Annotated in this window: 19 protein-coding genes; 3 read left to right on the forward strand and 16 right to left on the reverse strand. The window is 59.1% G+C overall.

Annotated elements, in window-relative coordinates:
* Positions 1 to 259 precede the first annotated feature (259 nt).
* From BMY73_RS02435 to sdhC, 4 genes are read right to left on the reverse strand one after another with little or no spacing between them, the layout of a single operon-like run.
* Positions 260 to 964: a succinate dehydrogenase iron-sulfur subunit gene (locus tag BMY73_RS02435; protein ID WP_062381079.1), complete on the reverse strand. Its 705-nt coding sequence runs from the start codon at positions 962 to 964 to the stop codon at positions 260 to 262.
* Positions 965 to 975: 11 nt separating this feature from the next.
* Positions 976 to 2,748, reverse strand: coding sequence for a succinate dehydrogenase flavoprotein subunit (gene sdhA / locus BMY73_RS02440; RefSeq protein WP_062381077.1), 1,773 nt, complete (start codon positions 2,746 to 2,748; stop codon positions 976 to 978).
* Positions 2,749 to 2,751: 3 nt separating this feature from the next.
* A complete protein-coding gene (gene sdhD, locus BMY73_RS02445) occupies positions 2,752 to 3,120 on the reverse strand; it encodes a succinate dehydrogenase, hydrophobic membrane anchor protein (RefSeq protein WP_062381075.1) in 369 nt (122 codons plus the stop codon).
* Positions 3,114 to 3,488: a succinate dehydrogenase, cytochrome b556 subunit gene (sdhC, locus tag BMY73_RS02450; RefSeq protein ID WP_062381073.1), complete on the reverse strand. Its 375-nt coding sequence runs from the start codon at positions 3,486 to 3,488 to the stop codon at positions 3,114 to 3,116. The genes sdhD and sdhC overlap by 7 nt, the downstream gene beginning before the upstream one ends.
* Positions 3,489 to 3,850: 362 nt before the next feature.
* On the opposite strand from sdhC, the gene gltA reads away from it, so the two are divergent.
* A complete protein-coding gene (gene gltA / locus BMY73_RS02455; RefSeq protein WP_062381071.1) occupies positions 3,851 to 5,140 on the forward strand; it encodes a citrate synthase in 1,290 nt (429 codons plus the stop codon).
* A 79-nt stretch (positions 5,141 to 5,219) separates the two neighbouring features.
* On the opposite strand, the gene BMY73_RS02460 is transcribed toward gltA, so the two are convergent.
* The 9 genes from BMY73_RS02460 to BMY73_RS02500 form a co-directional block, all read right to left on the reverse strand.
* On the reverse strand, positions 5,220 to 5,825 hold the full coding sequence (locus BMY73_RS02460) for an START domain-containing protein (protein ID WP_092404807.1): 606 nt from the start codon (positions 5,823 to 5,825) through the stop codon (positions 5,220 to 5,222).
* A 56-nt stretch (positions 5,826 to 5,881) separates the two neighbouring features.
* Positions 5,882 to 6,139: a YkgJ family cysteine cluster protein gene (locus tag BMY73_RS02465; protein ID WP_092404809.1), complete on the reverse strand. Its 258-nt coding sequence runs from the start codon at positions 6,137 to 6,139 to the stop codon at positions 5,882 to 5,884.
* 95 nt (positions 6,140 to 6,234) lie between these two features.
* Complete coding sequence (locus tag BMY73_RS02470; protein ID WP_092404811.1) at positions 6,235 to 6,750, reverse strand: hypothetical protein; 516 nt, start codon at positions 6,748 to 6,750, stop codon at positions 6,235 to 6,237.
* 295 nt (positions 6,751 to 7,045) lie between these two features.
* Positions 7,046 to 8,485: an aminotransferase-like domain-containing protein gene (locus tag BMY73_RS02475; protein WP_062381063.1), complete on the reverse strand. Its 1,440-nt coding sequence runs from the start codon at positions 8,483 to 8,485 to the stop codon at positions 7,046 to 7,048.
* Positions 8,486 to 8,716: 231 nt separating this feature from the next.
* Positions 8,717 to 9,532 (reverse strand): OmpA family protein, encoded by an 816-nt coding sequence (locus tag BMY73_RS02480; RefSeq protein ID WP_062381062.1) that lies wholly within the window; start codon positions 9,530 to 9,532, stop codon positions 8,717 to 8,719.
* A complete protein-coding gene (locus BMY73_RS02485; RefSeq protein WP_062381060.1) occupies positions 9,529 to 9,855 on the reverse strand; it encodes a DUF4398 domain-containing protein in 327 nt (108 codons plus the stop codon). The genes BMY73_RS02480 and BMY73_RS02485 overlap by 4 nt, the downstream gene beginning before the upstream one ends.
* 48 nt (positions 9,856 to 9,903) lie before the next feature.
* Positions 9,904 to 10,725 carry a substrate-binding periplasmic protein gene (locus BMY73_RS02490; RefSeq protein WP_092405123.1) on the reverse strand — a complete coding sequence of 274 codons (822 nt, stop codon included), beginning with the start codon at positions 10,723 to 10,725 and terminating at the stop codon, positions 9,904 to 9,906.
* Positions 10,726 to 10,862: 137 nt separating this feature from the next.
* On the reverse strand, positions 10,863 to 11,792 hold the full coding sequence (locus BMY73_RS02495) for an electron transfer flavoprotein subunit alpha/FixB family protein (protein WP_062381057.1): 930 nt from the start codon (positions 11,790 to 11,792) through the stop codon (positions 10,863 to 10,865).
* Positions 11,792 to 12,541, reverse strand: a complete 750-nt coding sequence (locus tag BMY73_RS02500; protein WP_062381055.1) for an electron transfer flavoprotein subunit beta/FixA family protein — start codon at positions 12,539 to 12,541, stop codon at positions 11,792 to 11,794. Before BMY73_RS02500 ends, BMY73_RS02495 begins: the two co-directional genes overlap by 1 nt.
* 523 nt (positions 12,542 to 13,064) lie before the next feature.
* Between BMY73_RS02500 and BMY73_RS02505 the strand changes: the two genes are divergently transcribed.
* A complete protein-coding gene (locus BMY73_RS02505; protein WP_092404813.1) occupies positions 13,065 to 14,729 on the forward strand; it encodes an electron transfer flavoprotein-ubiquinone oxidoreductase in 1,665 nt (554 codons plus the stop codon).
* A 102-nt stretch (positions 14,730 to 14,831) separates the two neighbouring features.
* On the opposite strand, the gene BMY73_RS02510 is transcribed toward BMY73_RS02505, so the two are convergent.
* Positions 14,832 to 15,737, reverse strand: a complete 906-nt coding sequence (locus BMY73_RS02510) for an AraC family transcriptional regulator (protein WP_092404815.1) — start codon at positions 15,735 to 15,737, stop codon at positions 14,832 to 14,834.
* Between the two features lie 177 nt (positions 15,738 to 15,914).
* Here BMY73_RS02510 and BMY73_RS02515 point away from each other — a divergent pair, with 177 nt between their 5' ends.
* On the forward strand, positions 15,915 to 16,967 hold the full coding sequence (locus BMY73_RS02515) for an NAD(P)-dependent alcohol dehydrogenase (protein ID WP_092404817.1): 1,053 nt from the start codon (positions 15,915 to 15,917) through the stop codon (positions 16,965 to 16,967).
* A gap of 117 nt (positions 16,968 to 17,084) precedes the next feature.
* On the opposite strand, the gene BMY73_RS02520 is transcribed toward BMY73_RS02515, so the two are convergent.
* Together BMY73_RS02520 and BMY73_RS02525 are read right to left on the reverse strand one after the other, a co-directional pair.
* Positions 17,085 to 17,891 (reverse strand): IclR family transcriptional regulator, encoded by an 807-nt coding sequence (locus tag BMY73_RS02520; protein WP_062381048.1) that lies wholly within the window; start codon positions 17,889 to 17,891, stop codon positions 17,085 to 17,087.
* A gap of 65 nt (positions 17,892 to 17,956) precedes the next feature.
* On the reverse strand, positions 17,957 to 19,282 hold the full coding sequence (locus BMY73_RS02525; RefSeq protein WP_092404819.1) for an MFS transporter: 1,326 nt from the start codon (positions 19,280 to 19,282) through the stop codon (positions 17,957 to 17,959).
* Positions 19,283 to 19,504: the final 222 nt, after the last annotated feature.

Raw genomic sequence — 19,504 nt, forward strand, 5'->3', positions numbered from 1 at the left:
CGGCGAAGACACCGTTGCAAACTTGAAAAGTCCACGCAGCGAATGTATCAGGTCGCTGACTGCACCAAGCCGCTAAGGATCACGCAGATAGTCCGGGTACCAGCCCGGATGCCCCTGCTGGTCTCATTTCTTCAAAATAAGAGCTGCGGCCAAATGACTGCTGCTCTGGTTAAAACTGCGGCGCCGGTTGAAGCCCGCGCCGCAGCGTTTACGGGTACAACATTTACAAACCTACAAATGCTTCGATGCTGCCTTGAACTCAGATACCGCTCTTCAGAAGCATGCTGCGTACGTGACCGATGGCCTTGGTAGGGTTCAGGCCTTTAGGGCAAACGTTTACGCAGTTCATGATGCCGCGGCAACGGAACACACTGAACGGGTCGTCCAGGGAAGCCAGACGCTCCTGGGTCTTGGTGTCACGGCTGTCTGCCAGGAAACGATAGGCTTGCAGCAATGCAGCTGGACCCAGGAACTTGTCAGGGTTCCACCAGAACGAAGGGCAGGAAGTGGAGCAGCAAGCGCACAGAATGCACTCGTACAGACCGTCCAGCTTCTCACGCTCTTCTGGCGACTGCAGACGCTCGATGGCCGGAGCCGGCGTGTCGTTCTGCAGGAAGGGTTTCACCTTCTCGTATTGCTTGTAGAAGATGCTCATATCGACGACCAGGTCACGGATGACCGGCAAACCAGGCAGTGGGCGCACTACCAGCTTGTTGCCCTTCACCACCGATGACAACGGCGTGATACACGCCAGGCCGTTCTTGCCGTTGATGTTCATACCATCGGAACCGCAAACGCCTTCACGGCAGGAGCGACGATAGGAGAATCCTTCGTCCTGCTCTTTGATCAGCGCCAGCACGTCCAGGACCATCAGGTCTTTGCCACCGGTATCAACGTCGAAGACCTGGGTCTTGGGCGCCGAATCGGTGTCAGGGTTGTAGCGATAAACTTCGACTTTCAACATAGCGGCCACCCTTAGTAAGTCCGAATTTTCGGTTCAAACGCCGGTACGGTTTTCGGCGCAAAGTTGACTGCACGTTTGGCAACCCGCTTCTCACCCGGGTAGTACAGGGTATGGCACAGCCAGTTTTCATCGTCGCGGTCTTCGAAGTCTTCACGGGCGTGAGCGCCGCGGGACTCTTTACGCACTTCCGCAGCCACGGCGGTTGCTTCGGCCACTTCCAGCAGGTTCTGCAACTCCAGCGCCTCGATACGGGCAGTGTTGAAAGCCTGGGACTTGTCGTTGATCTTGACGTTGGCAATACGGGCCCGCAGATCAGCCAGTTGGGCAATACCCTTCTGCATGTATTCGCCGGTGCGGAACACACCGAAGTAATTCTGCATGCAGTTCTGCAGCTCGCGACGCAGCGTGGCGACGTCTTCGCCCTGGGTGCGCTCGTTGAGCGCGTTCAGACGGCTCAATGCGACATCGATGTCGGTGTCGCTGGCATCGGCGTATTCGATACCGTCGGACAGGGCTTTTTCCAGGTGCAGACCGGCAGCGCGACCGAATACGACCAGGTCAAGCAGCGAGTTGCCGCCCAGACGGTTGGCACCGTGAACGGATACGCACGCCACTTCACCGACCGCGAACAGACCAGGAATCACGCGATCCTTGCCTTCAGCGTCCATGGTCATGGCCTGACCGTGAATGTTGGTGGCAACGCCGCCCATCATATAGTGACAAGTCGGTACAACCGGGATCGGCGCGACCGCAGGATCGACGTGAGCAAATGTCTTGGACAGTTCCATGATCCCTGGCAGACGGCTGTGCAGCACTTCTTCGCCGAGGTGATCGAGCTTGAGCATCACGTGGTCGCCATTCGGACCACAACCGTTACCGGCGATGATTTCCTTGACCATGGAACGGGCGACAACGTCACGACCTGCAAGGTCCTTGGCGTTGGGAGCGTAACGCTCCATGAAACGCTCGCCATGCTTGTTGATCAGATAACCACCTTCACCACGGCAACCTTCAGTGACCAGTACACCTGCGCCGGCGATGCCGGTCGGGTGGAACTGCCACATCTCGATGTCCTGGACCGGAACACCTGCACGCAATGCCATACCGATACCGTCGCCGGTATTGATCAGGGCGTTGGTGGTCGACGCGTAGATACGACCCGCACCACCCGTCGCCAGTACCGTGGCCTTTGCCTTGATGTACATGGTTTCGCCGGTTTCGATGCAGATCGCGATCACACCCACGAATGCGCCGTCATGGTTCTTGACCAGGTCAACGGCGTAGTACTCGTTCAGGAACGTGGTGCCCGCTTTCAGGTTGCCCTGATAAAGGGTGTGCAACAGGGCGTGACCGGTACGGTCCGACGCAGCGCAGGTACGTGCCGCCTGACCGCCTTTGCCGAAATCCTTGGACTGACCACCGAACGGACGCTGGTAGATACGACCGGTTTCGGTACGCGAGAACGGCAGACCCATGTGGTCCAGTTCGAAGACCGCAGCCGGGCCTTCCTGACACATGTATTCGATAGCGTCCTGGTCACCGATATAGTCGGAACCCTTGACGGTATCGTACATATGCCAGCGCCAGTCATCGTTCGGGTCGGCCGAAGCGATGGCGCAGGTGATGCCGCCCTGAGCGGAAACGGTGTGCGACCGGGTCGGGAAGACCTTGGTGACCACAGCGGTCTTGTGGCCACCCTCGGCCAACTGCAGCGCCGCGCGCATGCCTGCGCCGCCGCCACCAATGATGATGGCGTCGAACGAGATGGTATTAATTTTAGCCATGAATCAGATACCCCAAAGAATCTGCACACCCCAGACGAAGTAAGCGAACATCGCAATGCCGCATACCGCCTGGAACAGGAAACGCACCGCGGTCGCGGACTGGCCGAAACTCATGGGAGTCAGGTAGTCGGTCGCGATGGTCCACATGCCCACCCAGGCGTGAGCGGCCAGGGCAACGAGGGCGAGCAGACTGAAGATGCGCATTGCGTTGTGGGAGAACAAGGCGTGCCACGTGGCGTAGTCGATGCCAGGGTGCGCGATGAGGTATCCGATCAGAAAAATGAAATAAGCCGCGAGCACTACAGCGGAGACGCGCTGCGCCATCCAGTCATAGAGGCCCGAACGAGACAGGTTCGTAACGCTGGTTACCATATCCAAACTCCCGCCAGAACGATCAGCGCCAGAGAAACGACGATGACGATTTTCGAGCCCAGCTTCCCGCCTTCCAGCGTTTCACCGACTCCCGTATCCATGATCAGGTGACGAATACCGGCCACCAGGTGATACAGCAGGGCAGACAGAAGCCCCCATGCGATGAACTTGGCCAGCGGACTGGTCAAGGTCGCCTTCACGTCGGCGAAGCCTTCTTCAGAACCCAGCGACGCGCTCAATGCGTAGAGCATGAAAGCGAGGCCGATGAAGAGGATGATGCCGGAGATGCGGTGAAGGATCGACGTGATCGCGGTAATGGGGAGTTTGATGGTCCTTAGGTCTAGGTTTACAGGTCGTTGGCTTTTCACGGCTTTTTTTCACACTGAAGAGCCCCTAGGAATCAGGGCAAGTTGTTGGGAAGTGCACTGGTCAGGTACCCACTACCCAGGAAGTGCGACCCCCAGAAAAACAGGTCTCAGAGCCCCTGGCGGTCGGGCATCGAGTATAGACAGTTAGCCCACTAATGACAACGCGCAGACCCTCCCCTAATGGCTGATTGCTTTAGCGGAATAAAAGGCGTAAATGGCAGGGAAATTCGAGGAAAACCTCGCGTTAAAGCCTTCTGGCACAAGACTTTTGGCAAATTGACTTTAGAATTTATCTCACTATAGTGATGCGGGCCCTGCGTGGGGGGCCTGTCTGATGATTTGAAGCATAAATAGGAGGCCACATGGCTGACAAAAAAGCGCAGTTGATCATCGAGGGCGCAGCCCCCGTCGAGCTGCCCATTCTGACCGGCACCGTTGGTCCCGATGTAATCGACGTACGCGGCCTGACCGCCACCGGACGCTTCACATTCGACCCAGGCTTCATGTCGACCGCCTCATGCGAATCCAAGATCACCTACATCGACGGTGACAACGGCATTTTGCTGCACCGCGGCTACCCGATCGAGCAACTGGCCGAACAGTCGGATTATCTGGAAACCTGCTACCTGCTGCTGAACGGCGAACTGCCAACTGCCGAGCAGAAAGCCCAGTTCGTTGTCACCGTGAAGAACCACACCATGGTGCACGAGCAACTGAAGACGTTCTTCAACGGTTTCCGTCGCGATGCTCACCCGATGGCCGTCATGTGCGGTGTAGTGGGCGCGCTTTCCGCGTTCTACCACGATTCGCTGGACATCAATAATCCGCAGCACCGCGAAATCTCGGCGATTCGCCTGGTCGCCAAGATGCCAACCCTCGCAGCGATGGTGTACAAGTACTCCATGGGCCAGCCCATGATGTACCCGCGCAACGACCTGAGTTATGCGGAAAACTTCCTGCACATGATGTTCAACACGCCGTGCGAGATCAAACCGATCAGCCCGACGCTGGCCAAGGCTATGGACCGGATCTTCATCCTCCATGCCGACCACGAACAGAACGCATCGACCTCCACCGTGCGCATGGCCGGCTCTTCGGGTGCCAACCCGTTCGCCTGTATCGCAGCCGGTATCGCCGCACTCTGGGGCCCTGCTCATGGCGGCGCCAACGAAGCCGTGCTGACCATGCTGGACGAAATTGGCGATGTGTCGAACATCGACAAGTTCATCGCCAAGGCCAAGGACAAGAACGATCCGTTCAAGCTCATGGGCTTCGGTCACCGCGTTTACAAAAACCGCGACCCACGCGCCACCGTCATGAAGCAGACGTGCGATGAGGTTCTGCGCGAGTTGGGCATCACCAACGACCCGCAACTGGAACTGGCCATGCGCCTGGAAGAGATCGCGCTGACCGATCCGTACTTCATCGAGCGCTCGCTGTACCCGAACGTGGACTTCTACTCGGGCATCATCCTGAAGGCCATCGGCATTCCGACCAGCATGTTCACCGTGATCTTCGCCCTGGCACGTACCGTCGGCTGGATCTCGCACTGGAAAGAAATGCTGTCCAGCCCGTACAAGATCGGCCGGCCTCGCCAGTTGTACACAGGCGAAGTTTCTCGCGACATCGTTCCACTCGCAGAACGCAAGTAAGCGCTTCGCGACTCGCTCCTTCCGAAAGTAAAAAGGCTGCCAGTGGCAGCCTTTTTACATCCGGACAACTGTACCGGAATTACTTTTCTGCGCGCTCTTTCAATGCCTTAAGCGTATTGAACGGCGCATCTACCACGAACTTGTTAGCCAGCCATGACGGCACACTGCCACCCGGTTCGGTATGCACTTGATACGTCACTTCTGTCTGATTGGGGCCCTTGGGCACAAGCTTCCAGAATCCTTCCACCTGCGCCACGCGCACGAAGCCTTTTTCCTCAGGGATGTACGTCGGCTGACCGAGCAGGTTACGGGTCAAGCTGCCGTCAGCCCCCTCGACCGTCGTAATCTGCAGCACCGAATCACGCGGCGTGACGGGCCAAGGTGTATTGAACTGCGTGTAGGTCCAGGTTTTGTCGCCTTCGTGTTTCAGGATTTTTTGCGACTTGCACTCATGAATCCATGCACACGCGCCCGCAACATCTTCCTGCAGACTGCGCAGCTTCGCGACGCTGGCCTTGATCGTGGTCACACCCTGATAAGCCTTGTATTGCGAGCCCGAGACATCGCTGAGCGATACCTTGATGCCGTCCTCGTTCTTGGCCACTGTCCAACCTTCGGCATGAACAGCGCCGATGACCGATACAGTCATGCCAATTCCAAATGCTATCCGGTACAGCGAACCCATGGTCTTATTCCTTATTGTCTGAAGTTCAGTTGTCGCGAACGAACGAGCTGCCGCCATCATGCGACCGACGTAGCCTCCTCCCACCACCCCAGTATCCGGATCGCCTCTTGCGAACTGCCGCCGCACACCTCGGGATCCGCCGCAAACTGACTGCACACCAGTGGCCGGTCGGACTGGCCGAAGATGCCGCACAGCATGTCGACTGATAGATGCAGGCATCGTTCTCCTGCCGGCTTCCCCTGAGGCATGCCGGGAATCGGCGACGAGATCGAAGGCGCAATGCAGCATGCGCCACAGCCCGGACGGCATTCCATGGAAACATCCTCTTGGGAGGCGATGAGAGATGACAGGATCTTAACCGCTAAAACGCGCGTTTGAAAATGAAGGATTGAAACCCGGTCAGGATGGGTTACTGCTTGAACGTGAAATCCACGGCAGCACCTTCAACTTCTTTGCGCGCTTCATTGCGCAGCTGCAACTGCATTTCGTTACTTAACAGCCGGCCTTGCAGCTGAAAATCCGGGTCACTGTTGCTGTCGGAAAACATCTTGGGCAGCAGCGGCTTCGGGGCGCCACCCGTCGAGGGCTTGGGCTTCGCTCCGGCGGTAATGACGTTGGGAGGCGGTGTCATCTGCTTGACCATTTCAGGGGGCAAACTCAAGTCGAGCGCTGGCTTCGGCAGCTTCGTCTCCTTGACCACCTGCGCAGGCGTTTTGCTCTTGCTAGCCACCGGGGCACGATGGGCAACCTCGGCGTTATCCGCCTTAACCTTGGCGGATTTGGCGTTCACGCTGGGCGTCTTCCGCTCGATCGCTGCAGCCTTGGTGGGCTGTACTGATTTTTTTTGCGCGTCGCCTGCCGGCGGTTCAGCCTTCGTCGCCGCAATAACACGCACAGCAGAAACGTTCGGCGCCAATTCGTGCACAGGGGGCTGCGCCGTGACTGCCTTTTCTACGGGCTCAGGCGCCTGGACTGTCTTGACCCCCGGGGCCGAGACGACGTTTGTAGCGACCACTTTAGGGGGTGGAGCGGGCGGCTTGTCGGCATCACAGGCCGTCAGAAACAGCACCGATAGCACACCCAGACATCGCAATGTTTTCATAACGTAGACGGCAGAAATAGGCAGAAGCCAATATGCTGGCTCTTTGCATGCTCGCTGACAAGTGAACGCCGTGCCAGCTAGCCCATTGAATATGTGAAAAACAATGACAGGCGAGAGTTCACCACGCCTGACCAGCGTCCTGACAAAGCTGTTTGGCCAGCATGCCTAGGGTCATCAGCGCCCGCTCCGCCTCACGGTTCCATGGCAAACCACAGTTCAGCCGAATGCAGTGATTGAACTGCTCTGTGTTGCTGAAGATCAGGCCAGGGGCGATGCTGATGCCCTGCTCCAATGCTCTGACGTGCAACTCCTGCGTATTAACCCGGCCTGGCAAGCTGATCCACAATATGAAACCGCCAGCCGGACGACTGATTTGCGTACCCTCCGGAAACATCTGCTGCACCCCAAGCTGGAACGCACTCAGATTTTTGCGATGTTCCTGGCGGATATAGCGCAAGTGGCGATCGTAACCACCGTTTTCAAGATACGACGCCACGGCCATTTGCGTGACACTGCACGCCGAATGGGTACTGAACGTCTGTAAACGCTGGATTTCCGCCTGATACTTGCCCGCGATCATCCAGCCAATGCGCACGCCCGGCGACAGTGTCTTGGAGAAACTCGAACAGTAGATCACGCGCCCGAGGCGATCGAATGCCTTCAACGCCTTGGTCTTGTTCTGCTCATACATCAGCTCACCGTAGATATCGTCCTCGATGACCTGAATGTCGAAGTCCGATGCCAGACGCAGCAGATGCTTCTGTCGCTCTTCGGGCATCGTGCTCCCCAGCGGATTGCTCAACCGAGAGGTCATCACGAGCGCTTTGATCGACCACTGATTAGCGGCCAGTTGCAAGGCCTCGAGGCTGATACCGGTGTTGGGATCACTGGGGATCTCGATCACCTTCAAGCCCAACAGATCCGCAAGTTGCAGCAGCCCGTAATAGGTCGGTGACTCGGCAGCAATCAGGTCGCCGGGGCTGGTCAGTACACGCAGCGACATCTGCAGGGCATCCACACAGCCATGTGTAATCACCACTTCAGAAGGGTCGACGACGGCACCGGCATCACGCATGCGAATCGCCACCTGACGGCGCAGCGGCTCAAACCCCGGACTGAACATGTAATTAAAGGCTCGCGGCGCCTGAAATCGGGTGACCTTGGCCAGTTGCTGATGCAGCGCGCGCAGCGGCAGGTAATCGATATGCGGCACCGCCGCGCCGAACGCAAAAACGCCCTCCCGACGTGCCTCGACGAGCACCTGTTGAATAATACTGGCCCGAGTGACCAGGCCCGGCCGCTCGACACGTGCGATATCAGGCGTCGGTGCCGTCAGCGCAGGTGTTTGATGAACGTAATAGCCGGATTGAGGACGTGCGCGTATCAACCCCTGATCTTCGAGATTGGCGTACGCCTGCAGCACCGTGGCATGGCTCACGTTGAGCTGGGAACTCATTTTTCGGACGGACGGCACCCGCTCGCCAGGCTGATAAACACCCCGGCGAATGTCCTCGGCCAACTGCTGGGCGATACGTTGATACAGCAGAAGATTGGTCATTTCGCGTCCCTCGACTTCTCTCTTTCAGACTGCCTGCTCAACAGACTGACGGAGCGGCAGCGTAGCGATCTAGGCAAAAGATCACCGGCACAGTTGAGAAGTGTACGGGGACAGTTCACGTCAGAGCCAGTCATACTTGTGTGTAACAATAAATTTTTGCGGCACGCATGCCCGTTTGCGTGCACAAAAAAGCCCGGACTCCTGAAAGGCCGGGCTCCTGAACACATGTTTTTAGCGTGCGGGGCTGAGGTGCCCTTTTTCATCGGAAAACACGATTTCTACGCGGCGATTAAGCGCGCGACCTCGTTCAGACGTGTTGACGTCAACCGGAAACTGGTCGCCGTAACCTTCCACCTGAATGCGCTCATCCTCGATGCCAAGGTCTGAAAGCACATCGGCAACCGCTTGTGCACGATCTCGGGACAACTGAAGGTTTTCCTGCCTGTCGCCGGTGCTGTCGGTGTAACCCTCAATACGCACGACCCGCTTGGGATTGAATTGCAGGAACTGCACAACCTTCAACACCGTACGGTTAGCCGAGCTTTTGAGCTCGGCGCGCCCGGTGTCGAACAGCATGTCGCCCAGGGTCATCACCAAACCGCGCTCGTTCTGCTGGGTCGAGAGACTGATGACCTGGTCTTCGGCCCATTTACCTTGTTGCTGGGCACCAGAAAGCTTGGCCTCGCGCAGAGCCAACTGCAGCCGCTGGCGTTCAAGCTCGAGGCGCGCGAGTTTTTCCTGATTCAACAGCAACTGGCTGTGCTCCGTAGCGATGGCGCTGTAGCGACTGCTCAGGTAGGCGTAATGGCTCACGTCGTCGGAGCTGCCCACATACCCGGAAAGACGCTCGGCCCTGGCTAACAGCTCACCCGCCCGGATCACATCCCTGGGGGCGCTGCGCAGCACGTTGGTATCGCCCTTCACTTTCTGGAAGTCGGCACTGGCGCTCTGCAACGCCTTTTCGCTGTTCTGATGGCCCGCGCAGCCGTACAGACCGGCACTGCCCAACAACAGGCAAACACTCACTACACGAGGAAGGCGGTTCATTGGGCCGCCCCCAATTGTTTGCGCAAGCGATCCAGACGGGCGTTCACTTGTGCCAACTGTTCGTCACTCTTTTCGGTCAGCACCCGCGCTTCGGCCAGTCGTGCATCGAGTTCCGCTTGCTCGGCCTGCATGCGAGCCGTCTTATAGGATTTCTCGGCCATGGCCGCGCGTGCCTGGGTCAGTTTCGACTGTGCCGTGACCATGTCCGGTTCGTCATCGGTGGCACCGACCGCCGTCGCCTGAGCGACGGCTTGCTCCGTGAGTTTGAGCTGTTCAGTTGGCGCAGGATCATTTGCACAGCCAGCCAAAGAGGTGACAGCCATGACAATGAGTAAAGGTCTGGATCTTAAAAGAAAGCTCAAAAAACGTTCCTACTGATTGGGAGTGCTGGCTGGCTGCTGCAACTGAGCCTTCCACAACTCGAGGTTGCGCGCGACCGCTTCACTGGAGCGGCCCGAAGCCGCCAATTCTGTCATTTTTTTTGCCAGCTGTCCGCGCAACCACGGATCGTTGCAGGCCGAATTGAACGACAGCGCCAGATACAATCCCGGCGTGTCGACCGGCAGTGGTTGCGCCTGCAGGTCTTTGGACATCCCGAGGGTCTGGGTCAGCGCCAGGCCTGCGTAACGACCGGCAAGCACGAACTCTGCCTGTCCAAGCATCAGCTGCTGAAACGCCTGAGTCAGGTTCGGCTGTTTCGCCAGGGTCAGATGCTCTTTGATGGTGTTCTCGAAAGTCGGCGTGACGCGGGTTTTCTCGGACATCGCACCCGCATGCCCGCTCAACTCAGCCAGCGAGTTGAAGGGTTGCGCCTGCCCTACACGGGTCCAGACCATAATCTCGTTTTGTGCGATGGGCGGATGAATGAAATCCAGCGAGTCCAGCTCACCGGCATTCAGCGGCGTGTCGGCCAGCAGGTCCATTCGTCCAGAGCGCACTTCTTCAAGCGCCTGACTGCGTTTGCCGGCAAACAGCAGTTCGACCTTGACGCCCATCTGGGTCGCTGCCTCCTTGAGCAGGTCGGCATTGGCGCCCATCAGATGTTTCGGATCTTGCGGGTCACGCCACAAATAAGGAGGCGCGTCAGGACTGCCAGTGACGACCAGTCGCTCGCATTTCCCCGCTGCAACGGCTGCCGTTGACGGCAGAACCAGCCCGGCGATCAGCGACGTCAACGTCTGCCTCGGCGACAACATGCCTGCTTCCTTTTTTCAGCCCAATAAAAAACCCGCTCATTCGTGCCGCGAAACGCATCAATCATCACAAGGATGATCAACAGGTTCGAACAGCCCGAAACGAACGGGTTCTCTTTATAAGTCAGGCGGCGGGTTTAGACCAGCTTCTCCAACTCGGGTACCGCTTCGAACAGATCCGCGACCAGGCCGTAGTCGGCCACCTGGAAGATCGGCGCTTCTTCATCCTTGTTGATCGCAACGATCACCTTGGAATCTTTCATGCCGGCCAGGTGCTGGATCGCGCCAGAGATACCAACGGCGATGTACAGCTGCGGCGCCACGATCTTGCCGGTCTGCCCGACCTGCATGTCGTTGGGGACGAAGCCTGCGTCGACGGCGGCGCGGGAAGCGCCGACCGCAGCGCCCAGCTTGTCGGCCAGTGCGTACAGGTGTTTGAAGTTGTCACCGTTCTGCATGCCGCGACCACCGGAAACGACGATCTTGGCAGCGGTCAGTTCAGGACGATCGGATTTGGCCAGCTCTTCGCTGACGAAGGACGACTTGCCCGCATCGTGTGCAGCCGAAACGGATTCGACCGCTGCGGAACCGCCTTCGGCAGCAACGGCGTCGAAACCGGTGGCGCGAACGGTGATGACCTTGATCGCAGCCGAAGACTGAACGGTGGCGATGGCGTTACCGGCATAGATCGGGCGCTTGAAGGTGTCAGCGCTTTCGACCGAGATGATCTCGGAGATCTGATCGACGTCCAGCTGCGCGGCCACACGGGGCAGGATGTTCTTGCCGTTTGAGGTGGCAGCGGCCAGCACGTGGCTGTAACCGGACGCCAGCTCGGCAACCAGTGGCGCAACGTTTTCTGGCAGTTGATGCGCGTACGCGGCGTTATCCGCGACCAGCACCTTGGCGACGCCAGCGATTTTCGCGGCGGCTTCACCCACGGCGCCCGCGTTCTGGCCAGCGACCAGCACGTGGATGTCACCGCCAATCTTAGCAGCCGCGGCAACGGTATTCAGAGTGGCGGGAGCGATTGCGCCGTTTTCATGCTCAGCGATTACGAGAATAGGCATCAGATCACCTTCGCTTCGTTTTTCAGTTTCTCGACCAGTTCAGCCACCGACTTGACCTTGATGCCGGCGCTGCGGGCAGCAGGGGCTTCGACCTTGAGGGTTTTGTTGGTCGAAGAAGTCGACACGCCCAGTGCGTCAGGCGTCAGGACCTCAAGCGGCTTCTTCTTCGCCTTCATGATGTTCGGCAGCGATGCATAGCGCGGCTCGTTCAGGCGCAGGTCGGTGGTGACGATCGCCGGCAGGCTCAACGAAACGGTTTGCAGACCGCCGTCGATTTCGCGGGTCACGGCAACCTTGTCGCCCGACACTTCAACCTTGGAGGCGAAGGTGCCTTGAGCGTAACCGCTCAGGGCCGCCAGCATCTGGCCGGTCTGGTTGTTGTCGCTGTCGATCGCTTGCTTGCCGAGGATGACCAGTTGCGGCTGTTCTTTATCGACCACAGCCTTCAGCAGTTTGGCCACGGCCAGCGAGGTCAGCTCGTCAGCGGATTCAACGAGGATGGCGCGGTCGGCACCCAGTGCCAACGCGGTGCGCAGTTGCTCCTGAGCGGTGGTAGGGCCAATGGACACGACGACGATCTCGGTCGCGACGCCTTTCTCTTTCAGGCGCACGGCTTCTTCCACAGCGATTTCGCAGAAGGGGTTCATCGACATTTTGACGTTCGCGAGATCGACGCCGGAGTTATCCGCTTTGACGCGAACCTTGACGTTGTAGTCGACCACTCGTTTGACAGCTACAAGAACCTTCATGGATTCCTCGTTACTCTCCGGTGAAAAGAAATCGCCAGGACCTGCCCGGCGATGGGAACACGTCAGTGTAAAGAACACCTCTGAAAACAGCGTATTCGGCGTTGCTTAACGGTGAGTTCGGCAAAAAACAATCACGCCGTCCCGCCAATCCAAGCCATACAGTGACCCGCCGTGTAAACTGCACCTCACCTGCACTGCGCAGGCATCCCACGGGATCGCCCATACCGTCGCGTTGCTTTTAGAGGCATTCTCCGGTCTGACGTTCAGCCTACGGCGAGCGCAAAACCGCCCGTATCTTGACCGGATCGCCTATTCCGGTCAATACGACAAAAACGCCAGTCATGAGCCGGCTCCCTATGATTTATCAGGGTTTCAGCCGATTCAAACAAACGTTTGTATTGGACCTGCAAGGTGGTGTAGATATAATGCGCCCCTTTGAGATGATGCGCGGGCAGCCCGTCACCGTGCGTCGGTTTAGCCCCTATAAAAAAATACCCGTTGAGCCTTGATCAGGAGATAGCCAGTGGAACGCGAATTTATGGAATTCGACGTCGTCATCGTCGGAGCCGGCCCCGCAGGGCTTTCCGCCGCATGCCGTCTGAAGCAGAAGGCCGCCGAAGCTGGCCAGGAGATCAGCGTCTGCGTGGTGGAAAAAGGCTCGGAAGTGGGCGCCCATATCCTCTCGGGTGCGGTGTTCGAACCTCGCGCACTGAATGAACTGTTCCCTGACTGGAAAGAGCTCGGCGCACCGTTGAACACGCCCGTCAAAGGCGACGACATCTATGTGCTGACCAGTGCCGATGCCGGAACCAAAGTGCCCGGTGCGTTCGTGCCCAAGACCATGCACAACGAAGGCAACTACATCATTTCCCTCGGCAACCTGTGCCGCTGGCTGGCGCAGCAGGCTGAAAACCTGGGTGTGGAGATCTACCCGGGCTTTGCGGCTCAGGAAGCGCTGATCGACGAGAATGGCGTGGTTCGCGGGATCATCACCGGTGACCTGGGCGTTGACCGTGAAGGCCATCCGAAAGAAGGCCTGTATACCCCTGGCATGGAACTGCGCGGCAAATACACGCTGTTCGCCGAAGGCTGCCGTGGCCACATCGGCAAGCAACTGATCAAACGCTTCAATCTGGACAGCGAAGCCGACGCCCAGCATTACGGCATCGGCCTCAAGGAAATCTGGGAAATCGACCCTGCCAAACACCAACAAGGCCTGGTGGTGCATACCGCCGGCTGGCCACTGGACGTGATGGGCACCGAGAACACCGGCGGTTCCTTCCTCTATCACCTGGAAAACAATCAGGTGGTGGTGGGCCTGATCGTCGATTTGTCCTACGCCAACCCCTACCTGTCGCCGTTCGACGAGTTCCAGCGCCTCAAGCATCACCCGATCCTCAAGCAGTATCTGGAAGGCGGCAAGCGTGTCAGCTACGGCGCGCGCGCGATCTGCAAAGGCGGCCTGAATTCGCTGCCGAAGATGGTCTTCCCGGGCGGCGCGCTGATCGGTTGCGATCTGGGCACACTGAACTTCGCCAAGATCAAGGGCAGCCACACGGCGATGAAGTCCGGCATGCTGGCCGCTGAATCGGTGGCGGATGCCCTGTTCGCCGGCAACGAAGGCGGCGATGCGCTGAACACGTATGTCGAAGCCTTCAAGGGCAGCTGGCTGCACGAAGAACTGTTCGCCAGCCGCAACTTCGGCGCGGCGATCCACAAGTTTGGTCCGGTATTGGGCGGCGCCTTCAACTTCATCGACCAGAACCTGTTCGGCGGCAAGATTCCGTTCACCCTGCACGACAACAAGCCTGACTACGCGTGCATGAAGCTGGCAGCCGATTCGAAAAAGATCGACTACCCGAAACCGGACGGCAAACTGAGCTTCGACAAGCTGAGCTCGGTATTCATCTCGGGCACCAACCATGAAGAAGAACAGCCTTGCCACTTGAAGCTGAAGGACCCGAGCATCCCGATCAGCGTCAACCTGCCTAAATACGATGAGCCAGCGCAACGCTACTGCCCGGCCGGCGTGTATGAAGTGGTGACTCAGGAAGACGGTGCCAAGCGCTTCCAGATCAACGCGCAGAACTGCGTTCACTGCAAGACCTGCGACATCAAGGACCCGTCCCAGAACATTACCTGGGTCACCCCTGAAGGCGCTGGCGGGCCAACCTACCCGAATATGTAAACGGTAGGCGCGCTTGCCCGCGATTGCGATCTGTCTGCAACGAATGAGTTTGCTGACACGGCACTATCGCGGGCAAGCGCGCTCCCGCATTCGTTTACAGCATCACGCAGAAGCCCTCAACTGGGCGCCCTCTTCTCCCGGACTGCGATCGAAGTAACGTTTGTACTCGCGACTGAACTGCGACGTGCTTTGATACCCCACCTTGTGCGCGACCTGCGCCACGCCCATGCCTTCGCCGATGAGCATTTGTTGCGCTTTCAACAGACGCAGTCGCTTTAGGTACTGCACCGGCGACAGCAACGTGCTGCGTTTGAAATGCTCATGAAAGGTCGAGGTGCTCATGTTGGCGCAACGGGCCAGCTCATCGACGCTCAGCGCTTCCTGATAATGATCACGCAGGTGCTGCAAGGCCGCTGCAATCCGCGCGAAGTGCCCTGTCTGTTCGACCAGCGCCCGCAACACACCCGCCTGCGGGCCGCGCAACGCTGCGTAAAGCACCTCCCGGACGCGCGCCTGCCCCAACACCTCACTGTCTAGGGGATCGTGCAGACTGCGCAACAGTCGCTCGACACTCTCACGCATCGGCGCATCCAGCTCGGCGGACGTCATGGATTCCGGCGTCTGAGGCTTGACCCTGATGTCCGGCGCTTCGCCCATGACGTGCACCAACTCACTCAGCACGGTGCGATCGATCGACACCGCCACGCCATACATGGGCTCTTGCTGGGTGGCGAAGGTCTCGCACATAAAAGGCACCGATAACGCCTGAACCAGGTAATGCCCAGCGCCGTACTCGAGGGTTCGAGGCCCCAGGCGAGCGAGTTTGCTGCCCTGGGCGAGGATAACCAGGCTCGGCTCATAAATCTGCGGACTGCTGGCAACGTAGTAATCCCAGAACATCGCCTGCACGCCGGGTACGCGCGTGTCGACGAATCCCGGACGGGACGCGAGCGGCTTGATCAGGGACACCAGCGTGGCATTGGCATCGGAATGAAGTGTCAGTGACATGGGCGACCAGACAGAGGATTAGACACTGGCATCATCGCAGATCTGCGGCGCGAGGCATCACCCCTCCTCGCAACTTCGGAGGAATGGGCATGACAGGCGGAGAATCGGTCATGGCCGCCATCCGCTTGGGTCGGGAAAATAGGTCGCCTCCACTGTATCGTTTATGCGAGGTATCACATGTACACAGCTATCGGTTATGCAGCCCAATCGGCCACCACTCCCCTCGCCCCCATGACCTTCAACCGGCGCAGCCCTCGCCCTGACGACGTGGCGATCGAGATCCTGTACTGCGGCGTCTGCCACTCGGACATCCACCAGGCGCGCAACGAATGGGGCATCGCCGTCTACCCGCTGATGCCCGGCCACGAAATCGTCGGCAAGGTCACCGAAGTCGGCGCCAACGTTACCCGACACAAGGTCGGCGATCTGGTCGGCGTCGGTTGCATGGTCGACTCCTGCCGTCACTGCGAAGCTTGCGCTGCGGACCTCGAGCAGTACTGCCTCGAAGGCCCTACCCTGACGTATGCCACGCCTGACCGAGTCGACGGCACCAACACCATGGGCGGCTACTCCAGCAGCATCGTGGTCAGCGAGCACTTCGTGGTGCGTATCCCGGAAAAACTGAACCTGGCCGCCGCCGCACCGATCCTGTGTGCCGGCATCACCACCTACTCCCCGCTCAAGCACTACGGCGTCAAGGCGGGCGACAAGGTCGGCGTGCTGGGCATGGGTGGCCTGGGTCACATGGGCATCAAATTCGCCAAAGCCATGGGCGCGGAAGTCACGCTGTTCACCCGCTCGGCGAGCAAGGCCGAAGAAGCCCGTCGTCAGGGTGCCGATCACGTGATTGTGTCCACCGACGCCGAACAGATGAAAGCCGCTGCCGGTCACTTCGACTTCCTGCTCGACACCATTCCGGTGCAGCACGACCTGAACCCGTACCTGGAAACCTTGCGCTTCGATGGCGTGCACATTCTGGTGGGCCTGATCGAGCCGGTCGATCCCGCGCTGCACGCGGCGAATCTGGTCATGAAGCGCCGGGTACTGGCGGGCTCGTTGATCGGCGGCATCGCCGAGACTCAGGAAGTCCTGGATTTCTGCGCGGAACACGACATCAGCTGCGACATCGAGATGCTCGACATCAAGAACATCAACGAGGCGTACAGCCGCATGATCGCCGGTGATGTGAAGTACCGGTTCGTGATCGACATGGCCACCCTGAAAGCCTGAACGCCTGAGCGCTCAGTGTAGGAGCGCGCCTGCCCGCGATTGCGTCGTGTCAATCGACATCTCTGTCACAGACCGATTGCATTCGCGGGCAAGCGCGCGCCTACAAAAGCAAGTCGTTCAACCACCCAGCTCCGCCGACAGCCGCGCCGCCGTCTCTTTGATCACCGGCACCAGCTCGGCCATCTTTTCCAGCGGCATGTACGGCACTGTGCTGGCGATGCTGATCCCCGCAACGATGTGTTTGCTGGCATCGCGGACCGGAGCCGCCACGCAGCGGATGGAAGGCTCGTTGTCCTCAAGGTCGAATGCGTAACCGCCCTTCACGTACTCGCGCATCCGGTCACGCACCTGTTCCCATGTCTGCTCCTGATGCGCAGGCCATAGCGGATTTCTGGCCACCTCCGGCACGCTCAGGTCATACAGCCGACGCCATTCACTTTCCGGGCTGTCTAGCAACAGCGCCTTGCCAATGCCGGTGCGCGCCAGCGGCATCCTGTGGCCCACCCGCGAGCGCATCTCCGGGCCGTTGCGACCAGGATTCTTGTGCAGATACAGCACCTCGTCACCGTCACGAACCGCCAGGTGGAGGGTGTCGCCCGTCAGCGCCGACAATTCATCGAGGTAAGGTCTGGCCAGCATCGCCAACGGCAGCTCTTCGCGGGCCTGAAAACCCAGTTCGATCAGCTTCGGCCCCAGCAGATAGCCCACCTGTGGCAACACACGCAGGTAACGCTCTTCCACCAGACAGCTGGCCAAACGGTGGGTCGTGCTTTTCGTCGTCCCGATCAGCCGTGCGATTTCCTTGAGGTCCCGGGCGCCACTGGCGACGGCCTGCACCACGCTCAACCCTCGCAACAGCGTTTGCGTGCCGGTTGGCGCCGTTTCTTTACCGGTCGGGCTCGGGGTGTCGGAAGCATCTTGCATATCAGGCCTTATCGATTCAGAAAGCTGGCGGCATTATCGTCGCCCGCTTTGGTGCATGCCAATTGTCAGCGTGGATTATCCAGCTCGATTCGCTCGACCTTGCCTACCAGCAGGATGTAGGAAAGCGCGCCGAGCAGCGCCAACACGGCGATGTAAGTGATCGCGGGCGCGAACGACTCACCCGAGGCCAGAAAACCGATGACGATCGGGGTGGCAATGGCCGACAGGTTGCCGATCAGGTTGAAGGTCCCTCCGGTCAGACCCAGCAGACGCGCCGGGGCCAAGGTCGACACCAGCGACCAGGTGATCGACGCCAGGCCGTTGCCAAAAAAGGCCAGGGCCAGGAACGCGATCACCAACGGTGTCGATTCCACGTAATTGGCGCCGATGATCGACGTCGAGATCAGCAACCCGGCAATGATCGGCAGCTTGCGCGCGAACCCCACGGTATAGCCGCGACGAATCAACCAGTCGGAGAAGAACCCGGAGCACAGGACGCCGACGAAGGCCGTCAGAAACGGCAACGACGCCAGCAGACCGGACTTGATGAAATCCATGCCGCGGTACTTCACCAGATAGGTCGGGAACCAGGTCAGGAAAAACCACAGCGTCGAGTTCAGGCAGAACTGGCCGAGGTAGATACCCCAGAGTTTGCGCTGGGTCAGGACGATGCCCAAATCTTTCCAGCGAAAACCGCCCTTGGCTTTTTCGGTGTCAGTCTGTATGTCGACCAGACCGCCGCCGTCCTTGATCAGGTCGATCTCGCCTTGATTGACGCCTTTGAAATCACGCGGCTCGCGGTAAACCGTGTACCAGATCACGGCCCAGATCACGCCCACGCCGCCGGTGGCGACGAAGACCATGTGCCAGCCGAACGTGGCTTGCAACCAGGCGAGGACCGGGGTCAAAAATGCCAGGCCGACAAACTGGCCCGAGGTGTAGAAGCCGACGGCGGTCGCGCGTTCCTTTTCCGGAAACCAGGCGGTGACCACGCGGCTGTTGATCGGATACGCCGGTGCCTCCAGCGCGCCGACCGCCATGCGCAGCACGAACAGGCCGACGAAGCTGCCGACGAAGCCGAGGAAAATCGTCGCGATCGACCACAGGGCCAGCGCGACGGTGTACAGAATGCGCGGCGGAACACGGTCCACCAGCCAGCCGCCAGGCAGTTGCATGGCGGCATAGGTCCAGCCGAACGCCGAAAACACCAGGCCCACGTGCACGGGGTCGATGTTCAGCTCGCTGGTCAGCGCCGGCGCGGCGATGGAAAGGTTGCTGCGGTCCAGGTAGTTGATCACGACGGTGATGAACAGCAGGACCATGATGAAAAAGCGTTTGCGTGTAGGCGTGGCGGTGATCGCCCGCGCCTCCGGCAAGGTCTGTGTGCGCATGGGGGGTGCCTCTTTTTATGTTTATCTGAGGTCTGGATTCGTGTGATACATGGGAATGATCGGTACTTCGTGGGGCTAGGAAATGACCATTGCCCTATGTAGGAACCGGCTTGCTGGCGAACGCAATTCATCGTTCGCCACTTCAGTGGCCTGGCCCACCGCTTTCGCCAGCAAGCCGGCTCCTACAGGTTTTGCGACCAACGCCCGGTTCTGCGGCAGCCA

It is taken from the genome of Pseudomonas sp. NFACC02, assembly GCF_900110765.1.
Classification (GTDB): domain Bacteria; phylum Pseudomonadota; class Gammaproteobacteria; order Pseudomonadales; family Pseudomonadaceae; genus Aquipseudomonas.

Excerpts from the sequence above, each read along its gene's own strand:
- BMY73_RS02435 (WP_062381079.1), bottom strand. The coding sequence starts at position 964 with ATGTTGAAAGTCGAAGTTTATCGCTACAACCCTGACACCGATTCGGCG.
- BMY73_RS02520 (WP_062381048.1), bottom strand. The coding sequence starts at position 17,891 with ATGCAAGATGCTTCCGACACCCCGAGCCCGACCGGTAAAGAAACGGCG.
- sdhA (WP_062381077.1), bottom strand. The coding sequence starts at position 2,748 with ATGGCTAAAATTAATACCATCTCGTTCGACGCCATCATCATTGGTGGC.
- sdhD (WP_062381075.1), bottom strand. The coding sequence starts at position 3,120 with ATGGTAACCAGCGTTACGAACCTGTCTCGTTCGGGCCTCTATGACTGG.
- BMY73_RS02480 (WP_062381062.1), bottom strand. The coding sequence starts at position 9,532 with ATGAACCGCCTTCCTCGTGTAGTGAGTGTTTGCCTGTTGTTGGGCAGT.
- BMY73_RS02485 (WP_062381060.1), bottom strand. The coding sequence starts at position 9,855 with ATGGCTGTCACCTCTTTGGCTGGCTGTGCAAATGATCCTGCGCCAACT.
- BMY73_RS02510 (WP_092404815.1), bottom strand. The coding sequence starts at position 15,737 with ATGTCACTGACACTTCATTCCGATGCCAATGCCACGCTGGTGTCCCTG.
- BMY73_RS02495 (WP_062381057.1), bottom strand. The coding sequence starts at position 11,792 with ATGCCTATTCTCGTAATCGCTGAGCATGAAAACGGCGCAATCGCTCCC.
- BMY73_RS02475 (WP_062381063.1), bottom strand. The coding sequence starts at position 8,485 with ATGACCAATCTTCTGCTGTATCAACGTATCGCCCAGCAGTTGGCCGAG.
- BMY73_RS02460 (WP_092404807.1), bottom strand. The coding sequence starts at position 5,825 with ATGGGTTCGCTGTACCGGATAGCATTTGGAATTGGCATGACTGTATCG.
- BMY73_RS02525 (WP_092404819.1), bottom strand. The coding sequence starts at position 19,282 with ATGCGCACACAGACCTTGCCGGAGGCGCGGGCGATCACCGCCACGCCT.
- gltA (WP_062381071.1), top strand. The coding sequence starts at position 3,851 with ATGGCTGACAAAAAAGCGCAGTTGATCATCGAGGGCGCAGCCCCCGTC.
- BMY73_RS02515 (WP_092404817.1), top strand. The coding sequence starts at position 15,915 with ATGTACACAGCTATCGGTTATGCAGCCCAATCGGCCACCACTCCCCTC.
- BMY73_RS02500 (WP_062381055.1), bottom strand. The coding sequence starts at position 12,541 with ATGAAGGTTCTTGTAGCTGTCAAACGAGTGGTCGACTACAACGTCAAG.
- BMY73_RS02465 (WP_092404809.1), bottom strand. The coding sequence starts at position 6,139 with ATGGAATGCCGTCCGGGCTGTGGCGCATGCTGCATTGCGCCTTCGATC.